The sequence below is a fragment of the Chryseobacterium sp. UF-290 genome, assembly GCF_058245615.1.
Window position 1 is genome coordinate 57,632 of the sequence record NZ_JBSICB010000008.1, and the last position, 21,039, is coordinate 78,670.

Sequence of the window (21,039 nt, forward strand, 5' to 3'; positions counted from 1 at the left end):
TTAAAATTGTTCCATAACATTACTTGGTTTGTATAACGCTCTTTTAGGACGAGACAAAAATAATAAAAAAAGAGACTGTCTCAAAAGGGACAGCCTCTTAATTCATTATCAAAGTCATTGATTATCTCAAATCAAACCTATCCAGATTCATCACCTTCGTCCATGCAGCCACAAAGTCTTTCACAAACTTATCTTGCGCATCGGCACTTCCGTAGACCTCAGCCACTGCCCTTAATTCGGAATTGGATCCGAAAACCAGATCGGCACGGCTTGCTGTCCATTTTGGCTGACCTGTTGACCGGTCACTTCCTATATACAGTTCTTTGTCTTCTGACATTGCTTTCCATTGTGTTTTCATATCCAGAAGGTTTACAAAGAAATCGTTGGTAAGAACGCCCGGACGGCTGGTAAATACACCATGTTTTGAACCGTCGAAATTGGTATCCAAAACACGCATACCTCCTATTAATACTGTTAATTCCGGAGCAGTAAGGGTCAGCAGCTGAGCTTTATCGATCAGCAAGGATTCTGTAGATACTGTGAATTTTCTTTTCAGATAATTACGGAATCCGTCGGCTGCCGGTTCAAGATATCCCATAGATTCTACATCCGTTTGCTCCTGGGAGGCATCCATTCTTCCTGGCGCAAAAGGAACTTTCACATTGTGCCCCGCATTTCTTGCAGCGGCTTCCACGGCAGCGCTCCCTGCTAAAACAATGATATCTGCCAATGATATTCTCTTTCCTCCAATCTGAGAATCATTGAACTCTTTCTGAATTCCTTCCAGTATCCCCAATACTTTCTGTAGCTGTGAAGGATTGTTTACCTCCCAGTTTCTCTGAGGTTCCAGTCTGATTCTGGCTCCGTTGGCTCCACCACGGTTGTCACTTCCCCTGAATGTAGAAGCTGAAGCCCAGGCTGTAGATACCAGTTCAGAAATACTTAATCCTGAATTTAAAATTTTTGATTTAAGAGTTTCTATATCGTTTTCGTCAACCAGTTCGTGATTCACTTCAGGAATAGGATCCTGCCAAATTAGTTCTTCCTGTGGTACATCCGGCCCCAGATAGCGGGCACGGGGTCCCATATCTCTGTGAGTAAGCTTAAACCATGCTCTTGCAAATGCGTTTGCGAACGCATCAGGATTTTCATAAAAATGTCTTGATATTTTTTCATAAACGGGATCAAATCTTAATGAAAGGTCCGTTGTAAGCATTGTCGGTTTATGCTTTTTAGAAGAATCGAATGCATCAGGAATAATTTCAGCTCCGCTTTTTGCCACCCACTGATGAGCTCCGGCAGGGCTTTTGGTCAGTTCCCATTCGTTCTCAAAAAGATTTTTAAAGAAATAGTTGCTCCACTGGGTCGGAGTTTCTGTCCAGGTTACTTCCAGACCGCTGGAAATAGCATCTTTTCCGCTTCCGGATTTATAGCTGCTTGCCCAGCCCAGCCCCTGCTGCTCTATTCCTGCTGCTTCAGGTTCTTTTCCTACATGATCAGCCGGTCCTGCACCATGGGTTTTACCAAAAGTATGTCCTCCGGCAATCAATGCAACCGTTTCCTCATCATTCATCGCCATACGTCCGAATGTATCACGGATATCTTTGGCTGCCGCGATAGGATCCGGATTTCCGTCCGGGCCTTCAGGATTTACATAGATAAGTCCCATTTGTACGGCTGCAAGCGGATTTTCAAGATTTCTGGAATGGATGTCTCCATCTGCGTTATCATCTGTAGGAAGGACTGCGCTATGGCCCTCTACTACTCCTTCTGAACCGTGGGCATAACGAACGTCACCTCCCAACCATGTTTTTTCTGAGCCCCAATACACATCAGCATCCGGTTCCCATACATCAGCACGCCCTCCTGCAAACCCAAATGTTTTGAACCCCATAGATTCAAGAGCTATATTTCCGGTTAGGATCAGAAGGTCTGCCCAGGATATATTTTTACCATACTTTTGCTTGATCGGCCACAATAATCTTCTTGCCTTATCGAGACTGACATTATCCGGCCAGCTGTTTAGCGGCGCAAAACGTTGCTGTCCTGCCCCGGCACCTCCTCTTCCGTCTCCCACACGATAGGTTCCTGCGCTATGCCATGCCATACGGATAAATAAAGGTCCGTAATGTCCGAAATCAGCCGGCCACCAGTCTTGTGAATCTGTCATCAAAGCATGAAGATCTTTTTTTACAGCGTCCAGATCCAGGCTTTCAAAAGCTTTGGCATAATCAAAGTCTTTATCCATTGGATCAGACAGCGATGAATGCTGGCGCAGAAGATCTACTCTAAGCTGATCCGGCCACCAATCTAAATTCTGAGTTCCTCCACCTGCTACATTCTTCTTCATTGTTCCGTTGTGAAACGGGCATTTGCTGATGTCATTCAAATCTTTTTCCATTGTCGTTTATTTTTATTTTTTGATTAATACAGTTTAAAGTAATTCTCTGTTATAAGAACATGACAAACTTACAACGTTCGTACAATAAATACAATCTATTAATAATTATTTCAACGATAGTTAAAAACTATAACAAAATATTTTCGTCAGCACTAAGTCTACGATATAATTGTGGTATTAAGTTACTAATTTTTAGTATGATTCCTGGCAAAAAACACCAATATCCCCTCTTATTTAGAATAGCTCAAAGTAACGTTTTTAGTAATGATGAAAGAGGAAACCGAAAGAGGATATTTTTTTAAAATCGTAATAATCATTGAAGTATTTCATAGAAACCCGTTCTATTGTCAAGCGCATCAATTCCTCCCAATAATCTTTTCCCTTTATTCCTGCCTCCTGTATAATACTCCAATCTGATCCCGATACAAACTAAAAATAAATTAGCTATCTTTATCATAAGAAACATGAACATCTATGAAAAAAGTATTAGTTGTCATTCTCGTAGCATTCATTATTATCCAGTTTTTTCCGATCGATAAAACCAACCCTCCTCCTACGCCCGGCATGGATTTTTTAAAGATTAAAAATACTCCCGGAAAAGTAGCAAAGATCATCAGAACATCATGTTACGACTGCCATTCCAATGAAACCCGATATCCATGGTATTCCAGTATATCACCTGCTTCATGGTTTCTGAAAAACCATATTAATGAAGGCCGAAAACATTTAAATTTTTCTACCTTTGCAGTGTATGAACCTAAAAGACAGCTTCATAAAATCGAAGAATGTATAGAAATGATCGAGAAAAAGGAAATGCCGCTTGAATCTTATTATCTGGGACACCAGGATGCAAAACTGTCAGATGAGCAGCGTGCAGAACTTGTTCAATATTTCAAAAGAGTAAAAGAAGATACTGAGAGAAGGATCATGTTTAATAAATAAATGTCATGGAAAACTGGGAAAACAAAAATATTGTATTTTTTGACGGAGACTGCGGAGTCTGCAATTTCTGGGTTCAGTGGATTCTGGAAAGGGATAAAAAGGACAAATTCATGTTTGCTTCCTTACAATCAGACTTCGGACAGCAGTTTTTGTCCGAGAGGGGGTTGAAAACCACAGAATTCAACACGATGTACCTGTGGAGACCTGGTCAATTTTATTTGATAAAATCACGGGCAGTACTCGCCATTGCCAATTTATTGGGGGGTATTTATAAATTGTCTGCCATTGGAAAAGTTCTGCCTGCATTCTTAAGTGATAAGGTCTATGATATGATCTCCAGAAACCGGATGAAACTGGCCAACCAGAAATGTTATTTGCCGGATCAGCATCAGAAAAAGAAATTTATCCAGGTTTAATTTTTTACACAAATAAATGCAAAGACTGCTCCCTAATGTGAAGCAGTCTTTTTTGTTTCTGTAGATTGATCTGTAAGGACTTTCCTACTGGTAAAAAGTATTTTAATATAAAGATACCACAGCTCTTATTCTCTGTAATTTATTGATTCAGTGACCAAACAGAATAAGAATTCGGGGCACATTGAATTTTCACCCATTTGTCAGCCTGAGTTGTCGGATACCAGCTTGAACTTCCTGTAAAATCTTTGATCTGCTGGCTGGCCCAATTGGTCTGGATCCATCTTTCCTGCCAACTTGAAGAAGTATTGATATAGACTACCAGCCCTGGATTTCCGTTATACCCGTTTCTTCTGGCAATATATTCGTCATTATCGGTATATAGAATAGACGTTGTTCCGGTAGCTTTATTGTTGTGAATCCAGATCAGGTTATTCAGTCTTTCTTTATTCAGCCATTCTTCATAATCTCTGTAAAAGATGGTCGGATAGCCTTCATGGGTTAAAATATAAGCATATGCCGGCATTTTATTGTAAATAATATCCGTATCGTGATTGGCGACAAAGGTCACTGCCTTGTACGGATTTCTTTTCCACATCATATCATCATTCAGAACATTTAAATTTCCATTGTCAAAGGCTTCATCCATTTTATAATAAGCAGCAAAATCAAATACGGAACTGTTCGCATTATTAGCCCACCATTCTAATGTGTTTACATTCGAATCCCATAGCTCACCCACAGAAAACCCTCCTACCTTTGAATTCCAGGTATTAACGACCCATGGGCCAAATCCTTTCACATAGTCGAAACGCCAGCCATCAAACTTCATGACATTCTTGTAGTATTTCGCAACAGAATCATCTCTTTCCCAAAGCCAGTCCTGTACATAGGGATTCGCGTGGCACAGATCCGGGAATCCGCCGAAAGCGCCTTCATCATTGTTCCCATAAGCGTTTTTATAAAAGTCGTTATAATTCCTCGGGAATTTTCCGGAAGCAATGCCTGAAAAATTGGTCCATGTATTGGTTCCTGTATACGGATTCGCTTCAGATTGTCCTCCACTGTTATGGTTAATGACAATGTCTGCATAAACCTGCATATTTTCAGCATGTGCCTTGGTAATCAGCGCTTCCAGTTCAGCTCTGGAGCCAAAGCGGGTTTCTACACTCCCGTTTTGATTAAAATTTCCAAAATCGTAATAATCTGTAGGATCATATCCCATAGAATAAGCGCCGTTCTGTGCTTTTGAAGCTGGAGGGAGCCATACTGCGCCGATTCCAGCATCAGACCATGCAGTCAGCTTATCCTTCACGGTATTCCACCAGTTTCCGCCATCAGGAACATCCCAGTAAAAACCCTGCATAAGAACTCCTCCTCCGGGTCCGGCAACAAATTTCCCTTTTACAGATTCTGATCCCGTACTGAAGGGCCGGCCATCGTGGTTCGTCACATTTACAATTTTATCATGAACTTCTTCCTGTCTGGAAGGTTCCGTAATCAGTTCATCACTGTTCTGGCATGAAGAAGCAAGTGCTAAGGCCAGCAGGGAAAGGAAAAAATGTGTTTTTCTCATCGTAAAATATAATTATCAATATAACAACCAAGTTACAATTTTATTGAAAACAAATTCAATTCAATGAGAAATATTTTAATTTTTAATAATAAATCAAAGCGAAAGACATTTGAAATTTTCATTAAAAAATCATAAATTTTTAAGATTCTCGAAACAATTTTTCTTTTAATCCATATATTTGCATACTATGGAATACAATACCCAAAAAACTCAGCTTCATATGCCAGAATACGGCAGAATTATACAACAGTTGGTTGAGCGCTGCAAAGAACTTCCTTCCAAAGAAGAAAGGAACGAAATGGCTATGGCAATCATCGATTTTATGGGTCAGAGAAACCCGCAACTTCGCGACGAAGAAAATTATAAACATAAACTTTGGGATCATCTTTTTATTCTGGCAGAGTATGACCTGGATGTGGAATCGCCTTATCCGTTCCCTACCAGAGAACAATTGGCAGAACGTCCTAAAAAGATGGAATACCCGAAACTTCAGGGTGACTTTAAATTTTACGGAAAAAGTATTCTTCAATTGATCGAAAAAGCAATCGAACTGGAAGCGGGAGATGAAAAAGAAGCCCTTATCGAAGTGATCGCCAACAATATGAAGAAATCCTATAATGTATATAATAAGGAACATGTGACAGATGATGTGATCTTCCGCCACCTGAAAGAATTGTCCGAAAACAGGTTAGACCTTACAGGAATTGAATCTCTTGAAAAGAGTAAGATTTACTATACCAGCAATAACAACAGGAATAATAACAAAAACAGCAATAGCAATAATAAGAACCAACCCAACAAGAGAAGGCACAATAACAATCATAAAAACAGAAAATAAATGAGTGGGACATTTCAAATAAGAGGAGGAAAAAGACTGCAGGGTGAAATAACTCCACAAGGGGCCAAAAATGAGGCTCTACAGATTTTATGTGCGGTTCTGTTAACCGATGAAGAAGTAAGAATTAAAAATATTCCGGATATTCATGATGTCAACAGACTGATTGAAATTTTGGGGGATTTTGGTGTAAAAGTTACCAAGAACGGACAGGGAGACTATACCTTCAAAGCAGATCAGGTAAACTTTGACTATATCAAATCCAATGAATTCAAAAAGGATGGGGCAAAGCTGCGTGGTTCTATCATGCTGATGGGTCCTATGCTGGCCCGTTATGGAGAAGCTTATATGCCAACTCCGGGAGGTGACAAGATCGGAAGAAGAAGATTGGATACCCACTTCCAGGGATTGGTTGAATTGGGCGCAGCGTTCAATTATGATGAAGATGAATATTTCTATTCTTTAAAAGCCAAGGAACTTACAGGGAAATTCATTCTACTGGAAGAAGCTTCTGTTACCGGAACTGCTAATATTGTAATGGCTGCGGCATTAGCCAAAGGAAAAACCAGGATCTACAACGCAGCCTGTGAACCTTACCTTCAGCAGTTATGTAAAATGCTGAACAGGATGGGAGCCAATATCTCCGGAATCGGTTCTAACCTTCTAACCATCGAAGGGGTAGATTACCTCAGAGGTACAGAACACACCATGCTTCCCGATATGGTAGAGATCGGATCATGGATCGGTCTTGCAGCCATGACAAAATCTGAAATCACCATCAAAAATGTAAACTGGAACCAATTGGGAGTTATCCCAAATACATTCAGAAAATTAGGAATTCAGCTTGAGCAGAGCAATGATGATATTTATATTCCTGCTCAGGAACATTATAAGATCCAGAAATTTATCGACGGTTCTATCCTTACCATTTCAGATGCTCCATGGCCTGGATTCACACCGGATTTGTTATCTATTATTTTAGTAGTGGCAACCCAGGCAAAAGGAAGCATTCTTGTTCATCAGAAAATGTTTGAATCCAGATTATTCTTTGTAGATAAATTAATTGATATGGGAGCTCAGATCATTTTATGTGATCCGCACAGAGCAACCGTAATCGGATTGAATCAGGAAGCTCCGTTAAGAGGAACAACAATGGTTTCCCCGGATATCAGAGCCGGAAATGCGCTTCTGATCGCTGCACTTTCTGCAGAAGGAAAATCAATTATCCACAATATCGAACAGATCGACAGAGGATATGAAAATATTGATGGCAGGCTAAGAGCAATTGGTGCTGATATTGAAAGAATTTAAAAATTATTTTATTACTTATAGAGAGGCTGTCTCAAAAGTGTCATTCTGAATGAAATGCAATGTAATGAAGAATCTCAAACAACTGACCATCAATGAGATTCTTCCTTCGTCAGAATGACAAAAGCCGAATTATTTGACTTTTGAGACAGCCTCTTTTTTGTTTCCCTAAATAAGCAGCGATACTATAATAACCTATATAGTTTTTAACAACAAAATATCAAAATAAAAGTGCCCGGTAAAAAACCGGACACTTTCGTAATTAAAACTATATGAATCTCTCTTAAGAATATTTACGGCAGATATACTCCACTGTTGTACTCAAAAGTTTATTTTTATTCAGATAGAACTCAAGCTGCTGATAATCTTCTGAATTGACATTGATGTATAATTGTACTGTCCCAAAACTATACCCGTTCACATATTCCACATTGGCTGACAACACTCTATGGCAGATCCCCAACTGATTGTAGATCGTATTCATCAAATGCTCAAATTTCATTTTGCCATTCAATTCTATTTCCAGGATCAATTCTTTTTTAGGCAGGTTCAGTTTGCTTTGCAAAACCTGCAGGCCAGGATTAGGTGTAATCATCATTAAACATTTTGGGGTTAAACACTTTTAGATCTTATTGCTCTCTGCATTAAATCTGTGACAAAAATATAAAAAAATATTAGTCCACCAAATTAGTAGACTAATATTTTTTAAAATTTAACATAAAAAGAAACTTTATCAGCTTCTTTCCTGATTTTAAAGCTCCTTGATTCTTTCCAGTTTATCTGAGGTAGCTAATCCATTAGGATTGCATCCCGGCTCTCCTTCCGGTACTTTCAGGCTTTTCTTTTGATAGAAATCTTCCCAGAATGTATTCGTTTTTCCTGTATTAGGGTCAATAAATGTCATCGGCTCCAATGTAAAAATATGCTCATTCCTGAAAGCTCTCTCAATAAAATCTGAGCAGTAATATGAATTTTCATCCAGAATATAATTGAAATTATAAGGTTTACCCAGCATTGCATTTGCCTTCTTAAGGGCTTCCGGAATTGCTTTTTGATATTCAGGTTTCAAACGATAAACAATTACGTTCTGCCCGTCATCTTTCTGATCTTTAATGAATTCCTCTAAAGCTTGCTTTTGAGAACCTCCTTTAGGTGCTGCATGCAGGACAAACATCTTACTCCCTTCTTTTTCCAAAATACCAATATGATCAAAAGAAGCTGTTTTCTGTTTCTGAGTCACATTATTAATGGCTCCCGAAAGTCCTGTTTCTTTCGCGGTTACAAAAAGAAGATCACCATTTTTAAGAGATGTCGTCTGAAAAGAACTGCAATTCAGCAGCAGCAAAGTAAGAAAGAACAGAATTCCTGCTACAGCAGCTTTATTTATTTTTTTATTAAAAGGTATTTTAAATTCAGGCATCGCAATATTGTTTCAGTCCAAAATTACAAAATAGAATTCATTACATTTGTGAAGAGTATTAAGCTATTCTTCACACCAACCCAAACATTTCAACATTTTTATGCCACACATTCTATTAGTTGAGGACGACGACAGGCTTTCCAGACTTATTGCAAAGGGACTTCAGGAATCAGAGTTTGATGTGACTGTGGCCTATGACGGAATGACAGGTATGAAGTTGGCTCTACAGACCGATTTTGACCTGGTGGTCACCGATATTGTGCTCCCTAAAAAAAACGGTCTTGAATTCTGTGATGAAATCAAAACCTTACAGCCCGATCTTCCGATAATAATGCTTACTGCATTAGGAACTACAGATGACAAGCTGGAAGGATTTGATGCCGGAGCTGATGACTATATGACCAAACCATTTGAGATGCGAGAACTGACAGCAAGGATTAAAGTCCTTCTCAAACGCTTTTCACAGCAGAAACAGCAAAAAGTTTCTGTTCTCCGCTATGAAGGCATTGAGATGAATCTGGATCAGAAAACCGTCAGCGGGGACCAAACCCCAATCAAATTGACCCCTAAAGAATTTAACCTGCTGAAATTTATGCTCGAAAATTCCGAAAGAGTCCTTTCCCGGAGTGAGATCGCTGAGAAGGTCTGGGAAACCCATTTTGATACCGGAACCAACTTTATTGATGTATATATCAATTATCTGCGAAAGAAAATCGACAAGGATTTCGAAAATAAGCTGATCCATACCAAAGCAGGAATGGGTTTTATTTTAAAAAAAGGATACGAGGAACATCAACAATAGCATTTTAAGGCATGAAGGTCAGAACAAGACTTACTTTACTCTTTACATTTGTCACCGCCACACTGATGATATTCTATGGTATTGCCGTCTATTACTCTTCCAGTGAAGCACGGGAGACCTCTTTCTATGCACAGCTCAGAAATGAAGCGGTAGCCAAGGCCAATCTTTTTTTCCAGAGTACACTGAGTGAAAAAGAAATGCACCGTCTTTACAAAAACAACACAAAAACGCTTAATGAAGTTCAGGTCGCTATTTATGATCCGGAATTTAACCTCATCTACCATGATGATTCAAAGGTAGATTATGTAAAAGAAGATCCGAAAATGCTTTCCAATATCTTCAAAAAGAAGGAAATAAGTTTTTTTCTTGATGATCTTCAGGCCATTGGGATGGTCTACACTCATGACGGCAAGGAATATATCATAACTGCTGCCGGATATGACCAGTATGGATACAATTCGATCAGTCACCTGCTTACCATCAGTATCATTGCTTTTATCAGCATTCTGATCCTGACTTATCTGGTGGGGATTTTTCTTTCTAAAAAGGCACTGAGCCCTTTAAGTGAAATGGTGAATCAGATCAAGAAAATTACCGCAGGAAAATTGCAGCTACGCTTAAAAACCACAGGAGAAAAGGACGAGCTGAATGAACTCGCCCAAAACTTCAACGGAATGCTGGAACGTCTGGAAAATTCCTTCGATTCCCAAAAGCATTTTGTCTCTAACATTTCACATGAGCTCAGAACTCCGTTAGCTGCGATTATCACAGAACTTGAACTGGCTTCCGGAAAAGAACAGACCAAAGAAGAATATCAGCAGACCATCCGGTATACATTGGAGGATGCCCGCAATATGGTCAAACTCTCCAACAGCCTGATGGATCTTGCCAAAGCAAGCTATGATCCCAATGAAATCAGCTTCTCTGAAGTTCGCCTTGATGAGGTTCTCCTGGAATCTTATGCTTCAATCATCAAGGAAAATTCTGAATATAAAGTCTCTCTGAATATTGAAAATACCGTTAATGAGCATGAACTGATCATCCAGGGAAATGAATACCTGCTGCAGGTTGCATTTAATAATCTTATTGATAATGCCTGTAAATATTCACCTGAACACAGGTGCTCTATCGACGTCAAAATGAATAAAGAAAAGCTTCACATCAGTTTCTCCAATACCGGAATCACCATATCACAGGAAGATTTACAGCATATCTTTGAACCCTTTTACAGAAGTGAAACCTCCAGAAAGGAAAAAGGCTATGGAATCGGGCTTTACCTTACAAAAAAGATTATCCATCTTCACCATGCCGGCATTGCAGTGGCCTCAGAAAATGATGAGACTGTTTTTATAGTGATATTTGGTATTGAGACTGTTTAAGCTTTTTATGTTATAAGAACATAGAATTTAATCATGAGAAACTTTACTGAAAACTGTAGTTCCTATACTCGCTGCAATTACGCAGGCAATGGAGATCCACTGTAAAAAAGTCAGCTCCTCAGCCAGAAATATTAATCCCGAAAGCGCTGCAAATGCAGGTTCCAGACTCATCAGAATACTGAAGGTCTTTGCAGGAAGCCTTTTAAGGGCCATAATTTCTAAAGAAAAAGGCAGGGCACTTGATAAAATAGCGACTCCCAACCCTTTTACAAAAATAGCCGGCGTAAGGTTGAAAACAGCTCCATCCCATATGGTAAAAGGAATAATCACCAGACTGGCAAACAGCATTCCTGTAGTAACAGCATCTTTCCCATCCATTATTTTGGAAACCTTTCCTCCCATGACAATATAAACAGCCCAAAACATTCCTGCAAGAAATGCCAGCCCAAGCCCTGTCAGGTCAACATTATTACTCTGCCATGGAACGATAAGTAAAATTCCGATACAGGCCAGTAATGCCCAAATCACATCCAATAATTTCCGGGAAAGCGCCAAAGCAAGAAATAAAGGTCCAGCAAATTCTACCGTAACCGCCAATCCCAAGGGAATCCGCTGAATGGCCATATAAAAAATAAGGTTCATTGCCGCCAGGCCAATTCCGTACAAGGCGCAATACTTCCATTTCTGCTTCGTAAACTGTAGGAATTTCGGTCGGTTAATCAGTGTCAGCAAAACAGCTGACAGTACAATTCTTAAAGTAACAGTTCCAATAGCTCCTATGGCAGGAAAAAGCTGTTTGGCAATAGATGCTCCTCCCTGTACACAAATGATCGCTAAGAGCGTAGCAGGTATGGCTATATTTGATTGTTTCATTTGTAACATTTATAATTCATAAAAGTCCTCTTAAGCATCAACTGCCAGGGTAAATAAAATCATATCTATAAATTATAAACCGGGATCCATAATATAAAAGTAGTTTTTCCTCAAATTTATTGATTTTATGCCTTAAAAAAAAGTAAGATCTTTATAATTGAAATATTAAATAATAGACAAGGTTAACAATCATTAGCCTCGTAAGAGCTTACATTCGGTTAATCCTTGCAAATCATCATCCTGTTTTAAATAATGGAAAAGATCATTCATTAATCCTTTCAAAAATTTCAATTCTAATAGTTTTCTAATAACATTCTAAAGCTTTTCTAACGGTAAAAAAAGGACTTCATTTTTACTTTTGCACAGTAAAAAATAAAGCATATGGACTCAGATCCTTACAGTAATTATCAACCTTAAAAGCTTTAGTTGTACCTGCTTTTCCCGTACAGCTGAACAGCTTTATAAAAACAGGAAAAGTTATGAATACATTTGAATTTACCCTTCGATTATTGACCGCATTCTGTCTGGGTGCCGGCATAGGTTTCGAAAGACAGTGGCGACAAAAAAGCGCTGGCCTCCGTACCAATACTTTGGTTTGTATAGGTTCCTCAGCCTTCGTCTTGATAGCCATCAAGATTGGTGGTGATGCAGCCGGAAGAATTACCTCTTATATCGTCAGTGGTGTAGGATTCCTCGGTGGTGGTGTAATCATGAAAGATGGTCTTACCGTCCGGGGACTCAATACGGCAGCTACTTTATGGTGTTCTGCGGCTACAGGAGCCTTGTGTGCATTGGGTTACTCTAAAGAAGCACTCATTATGGTCTTCTTCATTGTCTCCACGAATATATTCCTCAGACCCTCTTTAACTCCTCAAAAGAATGCCCGAAGCAAAAAGCTGGTCATGATCAGGAAAAAGAACAATACAAAAGCAAAAATCAGCAACAGCACTCAATTTTATTAAGGTCATGAAAAAAATAATCTTAAGCATTATCATTCTCTTTACAGCTTCCTGTAAGGACAATTCTTCTCCAAAAAGCCAGGCAGAAGAGATTACCTTCAAAAACGGGCTGGTCACCGTTCCTGAAAACAGTCCTGTTTTCAAAAAGATCAGGACCGAAATAGTAACTGAACAGGAACATAGCGATGGAGTGGTTTCTGCCGGAACAATTCAGGCAATCCCTAATCATTATGCAGAAATTGCCAGTCCTTTTTCCGGAAGGATCACAAGATCCTTTATCCGGCTCGGGCAAAGTATCTCAGCCAACAGTCCTCTTTTTGAAATTCTTTCTTCCGATTATTTTTCGGTTCAGAAAGACTATACGGATGCGCTGAACGAGGTACAGCTTGCAGAGAAAAACTACAGGCGCCAGCAGGATCTTGTAAAACATGGCGTGGGTATTCAGAAAGAACTGGATGAAGCGGAAACAGATTTTAAAAATAAAAAGACCTCACTGTCTAATGCAACCTCTGCTCTTAAAGTTTACAATAGTAAAGGTGGAGGCATCGGAAGCCCTCTTATTGTGAGGGTTCCCATCAACGGGGAAATTATTTCCAACAGAATCGTGAATGGTCAATACCTGAAAGGAGATGCAGATCCTGTCATTATTATTGCAGAGCTTTCTAAAGTATGGATTTCCGGAGATGTGAAAGAAAAGGACATCCGTTTTGTAAATACCGGAGATCAGGTTTCAGTAAAGGTGAGCGCCTACCCGGACAGGAATATCACCGGAAAAGTATATCACATCAATGAAATTGTAGATGAAGCCACCCGGAGTATAAAAGTCCTTATTGAATGTGACAACCCCGACCGGAAACTCAAACCGGGCATGTATGCTACTGTTAATTTCTCAACTGTTCCTGAAAAAACAATCATGATTCCCGTCACCGCTCTGATGCAGGAGGACAATTCTCAATATGTATGGATAAGAACGGGTAAAAATCAGTTTGCCAAACGTCCGGTTATTACAGGAGAAACCGATCAGAAAATGGTAAGAATAGCATCAGGACTAAAGGCCGGAGAAATGATCATGACCGAAGGCGGAATTTATATGCTGGATGCAAAATAATGTAAAACGTACAATGCAAACGCATAAAGTATGAGGCTCTTCAAAGCGAAAACTTTACCCATGCTGCTTTTTCCTTTATGCAAAATCAAGAACTATGAAACAATTACTTACACTCTCTATACAGAAGAGATGGCTGATGCTTGCCCTCTTCCTTTTGCTGGGATTCTTCGGTTATTATTCCTGGACCAGACTATCCGTAGAAGCATATCCCGATATAGCCGATGTTACCTCACAGGTAGTGACGCAGGTTCCGGGACTTGCTGCCGAAGAAGTGGAGCAACAGATCACCATTCCGTTGGAACGTTCTCTGAACGGGCTTCCGGGAATGCATGTGATGCGGAGCAAAAGCACCTTTGGGCTTTCCATTATTACCATTGTCTTCGATGATGGTATAGATGACTATTGGGCAAGGCAACGGATCCAGGAAAGACTAACAGAAGTAACACTTCCTTATGATGCACAGCCAGGTCTTGATCCCCTGACCTCTCCTATCGGCGAAATATACCGCTATATCATCGAAAGCAACGATCATAGCCTTCGGGAACTGACGGATCTGCAGAAATTTGTGATCATCCCAAGGATCAAGCAGGTTTCAGGAATTGCCGATGTCACCAATTTCGGAGGAATTACCACACAGTTTCAGATTGAACTGGATCCCCATAAGCTGGAACAATACGGACTCTCACTATCCGAAGTTACAGAAACTATTTCCAAAAATAACGTAAGCGCAGGGGGAAGCATGCTTCCCCGTGGAAATCTGGCGTATGTCATCAGAGGAATAGGTCTTGTCAAGGATTTGAATGATCTCGGAAAAATTGTAGTCAAAACCGAAAATGGCGTTCCTGTTTTCCTCAATGATGTAGGAACCTTAAAGTATGGAAATCTGGAAAGAAAAGGGATTCTGGGCTATACCGACAGAAAACGGAATTACTCTGAAAGCGTGGAAGGCATTGTACTTCTACTGAGAGGGCAAAATCCATCGCAGGTTCTGGAAGGCGTTCATCAGGCCGTAGACGAACTGAATAACGAGATCCTTCCTCCCGGTGTAAAGATCCATCCTTTCCTGGATAGAACAGATCTTGTAAAAACCACACTGACCACAGTTTCCCATACCCTTACTGAAGGAATCGTCTTAGTCATTATTGTCCTGATCGTATTTCTTGGAAGCTGGCGGGGAGCATTGCTGGTAGCCATTACCATTCCGCTTTCCTTGCTGTTTGCATTTATTCTGATGCATTTTACCAATATCCCGGCTAATCTTCTTTCATTAGGAGCCATTGATTTTGGGATTATTGTAGATGGTGCCATCGTTATGCTGGAAACAATCCTGAAAAAGAGAGAGGAGAATTCAGAAGAGACACTGGAAGAAAGAACAATTACACAAAGAGTGATCGGGGTGGCAAAGCCTATTTTCTTTTCTACCATCATCATCATTACCGCTTATCTGCCCCTGTTCGCTTTTGAAAGAGTTGAGAAAAAATTATTTACACCTATGGCATTCACAGTAGGTTATGCTCTTTTGGGAGCACTTGCAGTAGCGTTGCTTTTAATTCCCGGGCTGGCCTATGTGATCTACCGCAAACCGCAGAAAATATATCACAATAAATGGCTGGAAAAAATAAGCAATGCCTATGGAAAAAGAATTGATAAAATAATGCAGACTCCTAAGAAGGTCATTGTACCCCTGGGCATCGTTCTATTATCGGCCGGAATCCTCTCCTATACCGTAGGAAAAGATTTTCTTCCCGAACTGGATGAAGGTTCCATATGGCTTCAGGTACAGCTTCCTCCCGGTATTTCATTGGCTAAGTCAAAAGAAATGAGTGACACCCTGCGTGCCCGGACATTGAAACATCAGGAAGTTACTTACATGATGATTCAGGCAGGGCGTAATGATGACGGTACCGATCCATGGACAGCTTCTCATTTTGAAGTTTCTATCGGAATAAAGCCTTACAGCGAATGGCCTGCCGGAAAAACAAAAGCTGATCTGATCAACGAACTGGCAGCTGATTATAAAAATATGCCAGGATTCACAGTTGGTTTTTCGCAGCCGATGATCGATGGGGTGATGGACAAAATCTCAGGAGCCCACAGTGAACTGGTGGTAAAAGTATATGGAGAAGACTTCAAAGAAACCCGAAGAATTGCTGAAAATGTCTTATCTACATTGAATACGATTCCGGGATCCGCTGATCTTGCCATTGATCAGGAACCTCCGTTACCCCAGCTGCAGATCATTGCAGACAGGGATAAAATCGCCCAATACGGACTGAATGTCTCGGATGTGGCAGATCTTATTGAGGTTGCTTTGGGAGGAAAGGCTATTTCTCAGATCTTTATCGGCAATAAGGTTTATGATATCTCCTGTCGTTATATTGAAGATAGCCGTGATACTCCTGATAAGATCGGAAACCTGATGCTGACCTCGGCTTCCGGAGCCAAAATTCCTTTATCACAGGTTGCAGAGGTAAAATTGAGTACCGGAGAAAGTACGATCACCCGTGAAATGAACAAAAGGCATCTTACGGTAAAGCTGAATTTAAGAGGAACAGATCTTTCTTCTTTCCTGAAAAAGGCACGTGACAAAATTGAAAAAGATATTCAATACGATCATGAAAAATACCAGATCAAATGGGGAGGTCAGTTTGAAAACCAGAACAGGGCCTATTCCCGGCTTGCATTTATTGTTCCATTGGCTTTAGCAATTATGTTTCTTTTATTGTACGGTGCTTTTGGAGACTTCAGGCAGGCTTTGGTACTGATGTCGATTGTTCCATTGGCATTATTTGGCGGAATGCTGGCCCTCAATATACGAGGAATGTCCCTTAATGTATCTTCGGCGGTGGGTTTTATTGCCCTATTCGGGGCTGCCATTCAGAACGGGGTGATCATGATCTCTCACATCAACGATCTGCGCAAGAAAGGGTATGACCTGAAGCCTGCCGTGACGAAAGGGGCAAGGGACCGCTTCAGGCCGGTATTGATGACAGCTACTGTTGCGGTAATCGGATTATTCCCGGCATCATTGGCAACAGGTATCGGATCAGATGTACAGCGACCTCTGGCTACAGTCATCGTATATGGATTGATGTTCTCTACTATTTTAACCTTATTTGTACTGCCCGCCATTTACTTTATGGCTGAGCATCGCAACGAAAAACAAAATCTGAAAACAGATGAAAACTAGAGTTTATTTTATCATAATAATTACAATCCTGATTATTACAACAGATTGGGTAAAAGCACAGGAAAAAGAGCTTTTATCTTTCGAAGAATATCTGAGTCTGGTTGGAAAGAAAAATCTTGGATATGCGTCTCAAAAATATAATGTAAGTATAGCCGAAGCTGCTATTCAGACTGCAAGCATGTTTCCTGATCCTCAGCTGGAAGTGGAAACGGCCAATAACGGAGTGAGTCAAAACATGGGATATGTCTATGGAACTTCCATTGGCTGGACCCTGGAATTGGGAGGTAAAAGAAAAGCCAGAATCAATCTGGCTAAAAACCAGTCGGAACTGAGTAAAATACAGCTGCAGGACTTTTTCAGAAATCTCCGGGCAGAAGCCAGCATAGGCTATATCGAAGCTTTAAGATATAAAGCTCTTCTGGAAGTACAGCAGGATTCTTATCAAAATGTCCTGCAACTGGCAAAATCAGACAGCATCCGGTACCGTTTGGGAACCCTATCACTCGTTACTTCAAAGCAGAGTAAATTGGAGGCAGCAGCCTTGCTCAATGAAGTCTACCAGGCAGAAAGTGCCGAACAGCAGGCTCTCACCCAGCTATCGGTCTTTCTCAGCGATAGCAAAATAGCAGCCAGAGACATAGCAGGGGATTTCAATACGTTCAACAGGGATTTTGACATGGATGGCCTGATCCTCCATGCATTGAATGAAAGAGCAGATCTACTGGCAGCCAGACAAAATACACAGGTTGCCCAAAGCCGGATCAATCTTGAAAAAGCCAACCGCATGATCGATTTAGGTATCAATGCAGGTGCGGAACGCCATACCGAAGCCACGAATGAAACAGCCCCTTCACCCACCGTCAATGCGGTAAAACTGGGACTAAGCATTCCGCTTAAATTTTCAAACAGAAGAAATGCAGAATTAAAAATCGCTGAAATGGCCCACTCACAGACAGAGGTTGAATACCGGCTGATCGAACAAAGCATACAGGCAGAAGTAATACAGGCCTATCAACAGTATACAGCCACTCAGAAGCAAGTAAAACAATTCCATAATGGAATGCTCACAGAAGCCAAAAGCATATTGGATGGCATTACTTACAGCTATAAGCGAGGGGAAAGCTCCATCCTTGAAGTCCTGAATGCCCAAAGAACCTACAACGGAATCAGAAAAGACTATTATCAGGCGCTTGCAGATAATGCAATCGCTTTAATTGAACTTGAACGTAAAGCGGGAATCTGGGATATCAAATTTTAGGAAGGAAAATGAGAGCAGGAACATGGAAATTTCTAAAGAACAGGAGAATAACCGGACCCTCAATTTTATTATGTTTTGTTATATAGTAGATGACGTCAAGATTTTAAGAACACAAAATCTACCTCATCCTATTTTCTCCGGACTCCTTAGATAAAAAGCTCTGAAATCGATTGGATTTCAGAGCTTTATTTATTTTTTATATTGAGATTCATAAATACTGATCCAATCTCCGGGAGTCATTTTCCGGCTCAGTTCAGCGATCAGCTCAAAAGGAATATCTTCCACTTTTTTGAAACGGATGCAGGACTTCCCCATGTCCGGTTTTTTCTTCGAATGTTTTGGAAATTCCGTTATAAACCAATCCAAAAGTTCCGGTTTGGAATACAGCCCCATATGATATAGCGCGATAAAATTCTTCTGAGAAGCCAATCCCATGAATGGTAAAGGGCTGCCGGGAGTACAGTGATACCCCGCAGGATAAGTTTTCAACGGAACCGACCATCCTACCATTCCGGAGCCGGGACTCTCTTCAAAACCTTCCGGTAAATTGTTACTGATCGTATCAAAAAGTTTTTTAAAAGATTCCTGTCTGTCCTCAGGGATCCTGGAAATATAATCTTCTATGGAAACTGCCTGGATCTGCATATTTTAGTTTTTTCTAAAATACAATTATTTTATGAAATGGTTATACATTCAAATAAAAAAGGCAGCTACATCTGGTATAGCCGCCTCATGAAATTATTAACTCAAAAAATTATTTTTTTATCGCCTTTACAGTAGACAGGGATCCGTCTTTAAAGTAAAGAGTGACAAAATACAATCCGGAATTCAGAGAGCTTAGATTAAGCTCTTTTGCAGGGCCGTCAATAGTTTTCACTATTCTTCCTGACACATCTGCAACAGTCGCAGATTTCAGATCTCTGGTATCAGATATATAGAGAATATCTTTAAAAGGATTTGGGTGTACAGCTGCTTTCCTGGCAGAAGCACTCACTTCAGAAGTACTCAGCTGGGCCGATTCAACTGTAAAATCGTCTACATAAAAATTATAATCCAGGTTATTATTTGTTGTTCCGGAAGTCCCGTAAAAAGCAAATACCGTATTGGCGCTTGTATTGGCCGTTAAATTATAGACATATTCATTAGATGTATTGGATGGTGCATTACCGGAATCCCAGGTTTGCAGTATTGTCCATGTGCTTCCTCCGTCATCAGAAACCAGAAAATGAACAACATCATCGGAACCCATCGCAGATGCGGATGTACCGGTATAAGTCGTTACCCCATATCTGAACGTCACTCTATATCCACCTGCAGTAAGATCAAAAGGCACTGTTTTCAGCCAGCCTGTTCTGTTTACAGAATATATGTTCATATATGCTGAAGGTCCGTTAGCCGCAGTATTTAAAAAATTACGCTGTGTCCAATAAGGAGAAGAGGCTGTTCCCGTAGGTCCTGTAGCTGGAGTTCCCCCTGAAGGATTGGCCGCCCAGCATGTGCCTGGGAAGCTGCTGAAGTTATTGGTATAAGAAGGCACTACAGACCCGCAAAGTGTAGTAAATGACTTTGAAAATGACCATGCGCTCTTACTCGTTGCTCCACTGCAGTTGGTTCGTACCCAGTAGTAATAAGTAGTACTTGGAGATAAATTGGCAAGGGTATAAGAGGTTCCAACAACATCAGAGTGATTAGGAACTGTAGCACTGTTAGGAATTGTAGCACTCGTGCTGTAGTAAATATCATAACTTACCCCCGGATTTCCTGCCGGATCTGTCCATGAAATTTCGGCCGTATTTGAGCTGACCGTTCCTGTGGCTGATAATACCGGTGCCAGGCAGTCTGTATATGCTTCGGCTGAAAAAGCAAAAATATTAGCAACTCCCGAACTGTTGGTTTTTGTAACCGTTACACTCTGGATAGGCTTGGTCTGATTGGCAGCATCAATGGTAAGAGCCGACTGATATAGTCTTGGATTGGTTGTACTGGATTCCAGCCCATTGGTAGTTATAAGAATTCTTCCGATTCCCTGAATTGCAAAATCATTTCCTCCATACCAATCTGAAATACTTTGTCCTGTAAAAGTCTGTGAGGTATTATCTGTAAAATTAACGATGATATCCACTGTAGAGGCCCCACTGCCGCTGGTGGAAAGCATATACAGTTTAAAAGCCGGTATCGGTGTGGAGAATACTATCGTTCCCGTATTGTTGCCTGCTGTGTTACTGGCAATCCTTAAGGAATTGTTTCCGGAATAATCATTAAGCTGAAAACTTAATCCCGGAGTGGATGCCACTACTGAATTGATCGTACCATTAGCAGGAAGACCATAAGTAAGCGGCGTGCTGCTTGCTGTTGCCTGATAATCCCTCGATATAAAAGCATAGGAAACTCCGTCTACATCTATTGTTGTAGATGCAGAAGCGGGGCCAACTCCGTTAGCGATCACATCAGAAGTATATCCTGAAGCAACAGGCATTGTTTGAAAATTTTGGGCCATCAAGGCAGAGGCTGAAAAAAGAGCGATAGCAGGTAATGCTCTAGAAAATAAATTTATTGTCATTTTATTCACATTTAA

General features: G+C 40.5%; 17 protein-coding genes. 10 read left to right on the top strand and 7 right to left on the bottom strand.

The annotated features are described in order from the left end of the window. Positions 1 to 121: 121 nt before the first annotated feature. Positions 122 to 2,401 carry a catalase/peroxidase HPI gene (katG, locus tag AC4IF5_RS11240; protein ID WP_490734524.1) on the bottom strand — a complete coding sequence of 760 codons (2,280 nt, stop codon included), beginning with the start codon at positions 2,399 to 2,401 and terminating at the stop codon, positions 122 to 124. A 474-nt stretch (positions 2,402 to 2,875) separates the two neighbouring features. Between katG and AC4IF5_RS11245 the strand changes: the two genes are divergently transcribed. Then, complete coding sequence (locus AC4IF5_RS11245) at positions 2,876 to 3,343, top strand: heme-binding domain-containing protein (protein ID WP_490734526.1); 468 nt, start codon at positions 2,876 to 2,878, stop codon at positions 3,341 to 3,343. A 5-nt stretch (positions 3,344 to 3,348) separates the two neighbouring features. Beyond that, on the top strand, positions 3,349 to 3,759 hold the full coding sequence (locus AC4IF5_RS11250; protein WP_490734528.1) for a thiol-disulfide oxidoreductase DCC family protein: 411 nt from the start codon (positions 3,349 to 3,351) through the stop codon (positions 3,757 to 3,759). 139 nt (positions 3,760 to 3,898) lie between these two features. Here AC4IF5_RS11250 and AC4IF5_RS11255 read toward each other — a convergent pair whose 3' ends face one another. Continuing rightward, positions 3,899 to 5,332: an alpha-amylase gene (locus tag AC4IF5_RS11255; protein WP_490734530.1), complete on the bottom strand. Its 1,434-nt coding sequence runs from the start codon at positions 5,330 to 5,332 to the stop codon at positions 3,899 to 3,901. 187 nt (positions 5,333 to 5,519) lie between these two features. Here AC4IF5_RS11255 and AC4IF5_RS11260 point away from each other — a divergent pair, with 187 nt between their 5' ends. Next, positions 5,520 to 6,170 carry a DUF4290 domain-containing protein gene (locus AC4IF5_RS11260; protein WP_490734532.1) on the top strand — a complete coding sequence of 217 codons (651 nt, stop codon included), beginning with the start codon at positions 5,520 to 5,522 and terminating at the stop codon, positions 6,168 to 6,170. Beyond that, a complete protein-coding gene (murA, locus tag AC4IF5_RS11265; RefSeq protein WP_490734534.1) occupies positions 6,171 to 7,478 on the top strand; it encodes a UDP-N-acetylglucosamine 1-carboxyvinyltransferase in 1,308 nt (435 codons plus the stop codon). It begins immediately after the preceding gene. A gap of 280 nt (positions 7,479 to 7,758) precedes the next feature. On the opposite strand, the gene AC4IF5_RS11270 is transcribed toward murA, so the two are convergent. After that, positions 7,759 to 8,070, bottom strand: coding sequence for a cysteine methyltransferase (locus AC4IF5_RS11270; RefSeq protein WP_490734536.1), 312 nt, complete (start codon positions 8,068 to 8,070; stop codon positions 7,759 to 7,761). A 156-nt stretch (positions 8,071 to 8,226) separates the two neighbouring features. Then, positions 8,227 to 8,895 carry a YiiX/YebB-like N1pC/P60 family cysteine hydrolase gene (locus tag AC4IF5_RS11275; RefSeq protein ID WP_490734538.1) on the bottom strand — a complete coding sequence of 223 codons (669 nt, stop codon included), beginning with the start codon at positions 8,893 to 8,895 and terminating at the stop codon, positions 8,227 to 8,229. Between the two features lie 100 nt (positions 8,896 to 8,995). Between AC4IF5_RS11275 and AC4IF5_RS11280 the strand changes: the two genes are divergently transcribed. Together AC4IF5_RS11280 and AC4IF5_RS11285 are read left to right on the top strand one after the other, a co-directional pair. Further along, on the top strand, positions 8,996 to 9,697 hold the full coding sequence (locus AC4IF5_RS11280) for a response regulator transcription factor (RefSeq protein WP_490734540.1): 702 nt from the start codon (positions 8,996 to 8,998) through the stop codon (positions 9,695 to 9,697). An 11-nt stretch (positions 9,698 to 9,708) separates the two neighbouring features. Continuing rightward, positions 9,709 to 11,076 carry a sensor histidine kinase gene (locus tag AC4IF5_RS11285; RefSeq protein ID WP_490734542.1) on the top strand — a complete coding sequence of 456 codons (1,368 nt, stop codon included), beginning with the start codon at positions 9,709 to 9,711 and terminating at the stop codon, positions 11,074 to 11,076. A 27-nt stretch (positions 11,077 to 11,103) separates the two neighbouring features. Here AC4IF5_RS11285 and AC4IF5_RS11290 read toward each other — a convergent pair whose 3' ends face one another. Continuing rightward, positions 11,104 to 11,949 carry an EamA family transporter gene (locus AC4IF5_RS11290; protein WP_490734544.1) on the bottom strand — a complete coding sequence of 282 codons (846 nt, stop codon included), beginning with the start codon at positions 11,947 to 11,949 and terminating at the stop codon, positions 11,104 to 11,106. Positions 11,950 to 12,428: 479 nt separating this feature from the next. On the opposite strand from AC4IF5_RS11290, the gene AC4IF5_RS11295 reads away from it, so the two are divergent. From AC4IF5_RS11295 to AC4IF5_RS11310, 4 genes are all read left to right on the top strand, one after another. Beyond that, positions 12,429 to 12,911: an MgtC/SapB family protein gene (locus AC4IF5_RS11295; RefSeq protein ID WP_490734546.1), complete on the top strand. Its 483-nt coding sequence runs from the start codon at positions 12,429 to 12,431 to the stop codon at positions 12,909 to 12,911. A 4-nt stretch (positions 12,912 to 12,915) separates the two neighbouring features. Further along, positions 12,916 to 14,016 carry an efflux RND transporter periplasmic adaptor subunit gene (locus AC4IF5_RS11300; protein WP_490734548.1) on the top strand — a complete coding sequence of 367 codons (1,101 nt, stop codon included), beginning with the start codon at positions 12,916 to 12,918 and terminating at the stop codon, positions 14,014 to 14,016. Between the two features lie 94 nt (positions 14,017 to 14,110). Further along, positions 14,111 to 17,206: an efflux RND transporter permease subunit gene (locus tag AC4IF5_RS11305; protein WP_490734550.1), complete on the top strand. Its 3,096-nt coding sequence runs from the start codon at positions 14,111 to 14,113 to the stop codon at positions 17,204 to 17,206. Beyond that, on the top strand, positions 17,196 to 18,464 hold the full coding sequence (locus tag AC4IF5_RS11310) for a TolC family protein (protein ID WP_490734552.1): 1,269 nt from the start codon (positions 17,196 to 17,198) through the stop codon (positions 18,462 to 18,464). The genes AC4IF5_RS11305 and AC4IF5_RS11310 overlap by 11 nt, the downstream gene beginning before the upstream one ends. 189 nt (positions 18,465 to 18,653) lie before the next feature. On the opposite strand, the gene AC4IF5_RS11315 is transcribed toward AC4IF5_RS11310, so the two are convergent. Next, complete coding sequence (locus AC4IF5_RS11315; protein ID WP_490734554.1) at positions 18,654 to 19,109, bottom strand: DUF1801 domain-containing protein; 456 nt, start codon at positions 19,107 to 19,109, stop codon at positions 18,654 to 18,656. A 109-nt stretch (positions 19,110 to 19,218) separates the two neighbouring features. Further along, positions 19,219 to 21,024: a T9SS type A sorting domain-containing protein gene (locus tag AC4IF5_RS11320; RefSeq protein ID WP_490734556.1), complete on the bottom strand. Its 1,806-nt coding sequence runs from the start codon at positions 21,022 to 21,024 to the stop codon at positions 19,219 to 19,221. Between the last annotated feature and the right edge of the window lie 15 nt (positions 21,025 to 21,039).

Coding starts and splice junctions, on each gene's coding strand:
- AC4IF5_RS11245 (WP_490734526.1), top strand. CDS start 2,876: ATGAAAAAAGTATTAGTTGTCATTCTCGTAGCATTCATTATTATCCAG.
- murA (WP_490734534.1), top strand. CDS start 6,171: ATGAGTGGGACATTTCAAATAAGAGGAGGAAAAAGACTGCAGGGTGAA.
- AC4IF5_RS11280 (WP_490734540.1), top strand. CDS start 8,996: ATGCCACACATTCTATTAGTTGAGGACGACGACAGGCTTTCCAGACTT.
- AC4IF5_RS11260 (WP_490734532.1), top strand. CDS start 5,520: ATGGAATACAATACCCAAAAAACTCAGCTTCATATGCCAGAATACGGC.
- AC4IF5_RS11275 (WP_490734538.1), bottom strand. CDS start 8,895: ATGCCTGAATTTAAAATACCTTTTAATAAAAAAATAAATAAAGCTGCT.
- AC4IF5_RS11285 (WP_490734542.1), top strand. CDS start 9,709: ATGAAGGTCAGAACAAGACTTACTTTACTCTTTACATTTGTCACCGCC.
- AC4IF5_RS11255 (WP_490734530.1), bottom strand. CDS start 5,332: ATGAGAAAAACACATTTTTTCCTTTCCCTGCTGGCCTTAGCACTTGCT.
- AC4IF5_RS11270 (WP_490734536.1), bottom strand. CDS start 8,070: ATGATTACACCTAATCCTGGCCTGCAGGTTTTGCAAAGCAAACTGAAC.
- AC4IF5_RS11305 (WP_490734550.1), top strand. CDS start 14,111: ATGAAACAATTACTTACACTCTCTATACAGAAGAGATGGCTGATGCTT.
- AC4IF5_RS11310 (WP_490734552.1), top strand. CDS start 17,196: ATGAAAACTAGAGTTTATTTTATCATAATAATTACAATCCTGATTATT.
- AC4IF5_RS11300 (WP_490734548.1), top strand. CDS start 12,916: ATGAAAAAAATAATCTTAAGCATTATCATTCTCTTTACAGCTTCCTGT.
- AC4IF5_RS11320 (WP_490734556.1), bottom strand. CDS start 21,024: ATGACAATAAATTTATTTTCTAGAGCATTACCTGCTATCGCTCTTTTT.
- AC4IF5_RS11315 (WP_490734554.1), bottom strand. CDS start 19,109: ATGCAGATCCAGGCAGTTTCCATAGAAGATTATATTTCCAGGATCCCT.
- katG (WP_490734524.1), bottom strand. CDS start 2,401: ATGGAAAAAGATTTGAATGACATCAGCAAATGCCCGTTTCACAACGGA.
- AC4IF5_RS11295 (WP_490734546.1), top strand. CDS start 12,429: ATGAATACATTTGAATTTACCCTTCGATTATTGACCGCATTCTGTCTG.
- AC4IF5_RS11250 (WP_490734528.1), top strand. CDS start 3,349: ATGGAAAACTGGGAAAACAAAAATATTGTATTTTTTGACGGAGACTGC.
- AC4IF5_RS11290 (WP_490734544.1), bottom strand. CDS start 11,949: ATGAAACAATCAAATATAGCCATACCTGCTACGCTCTTAGCGATCATT.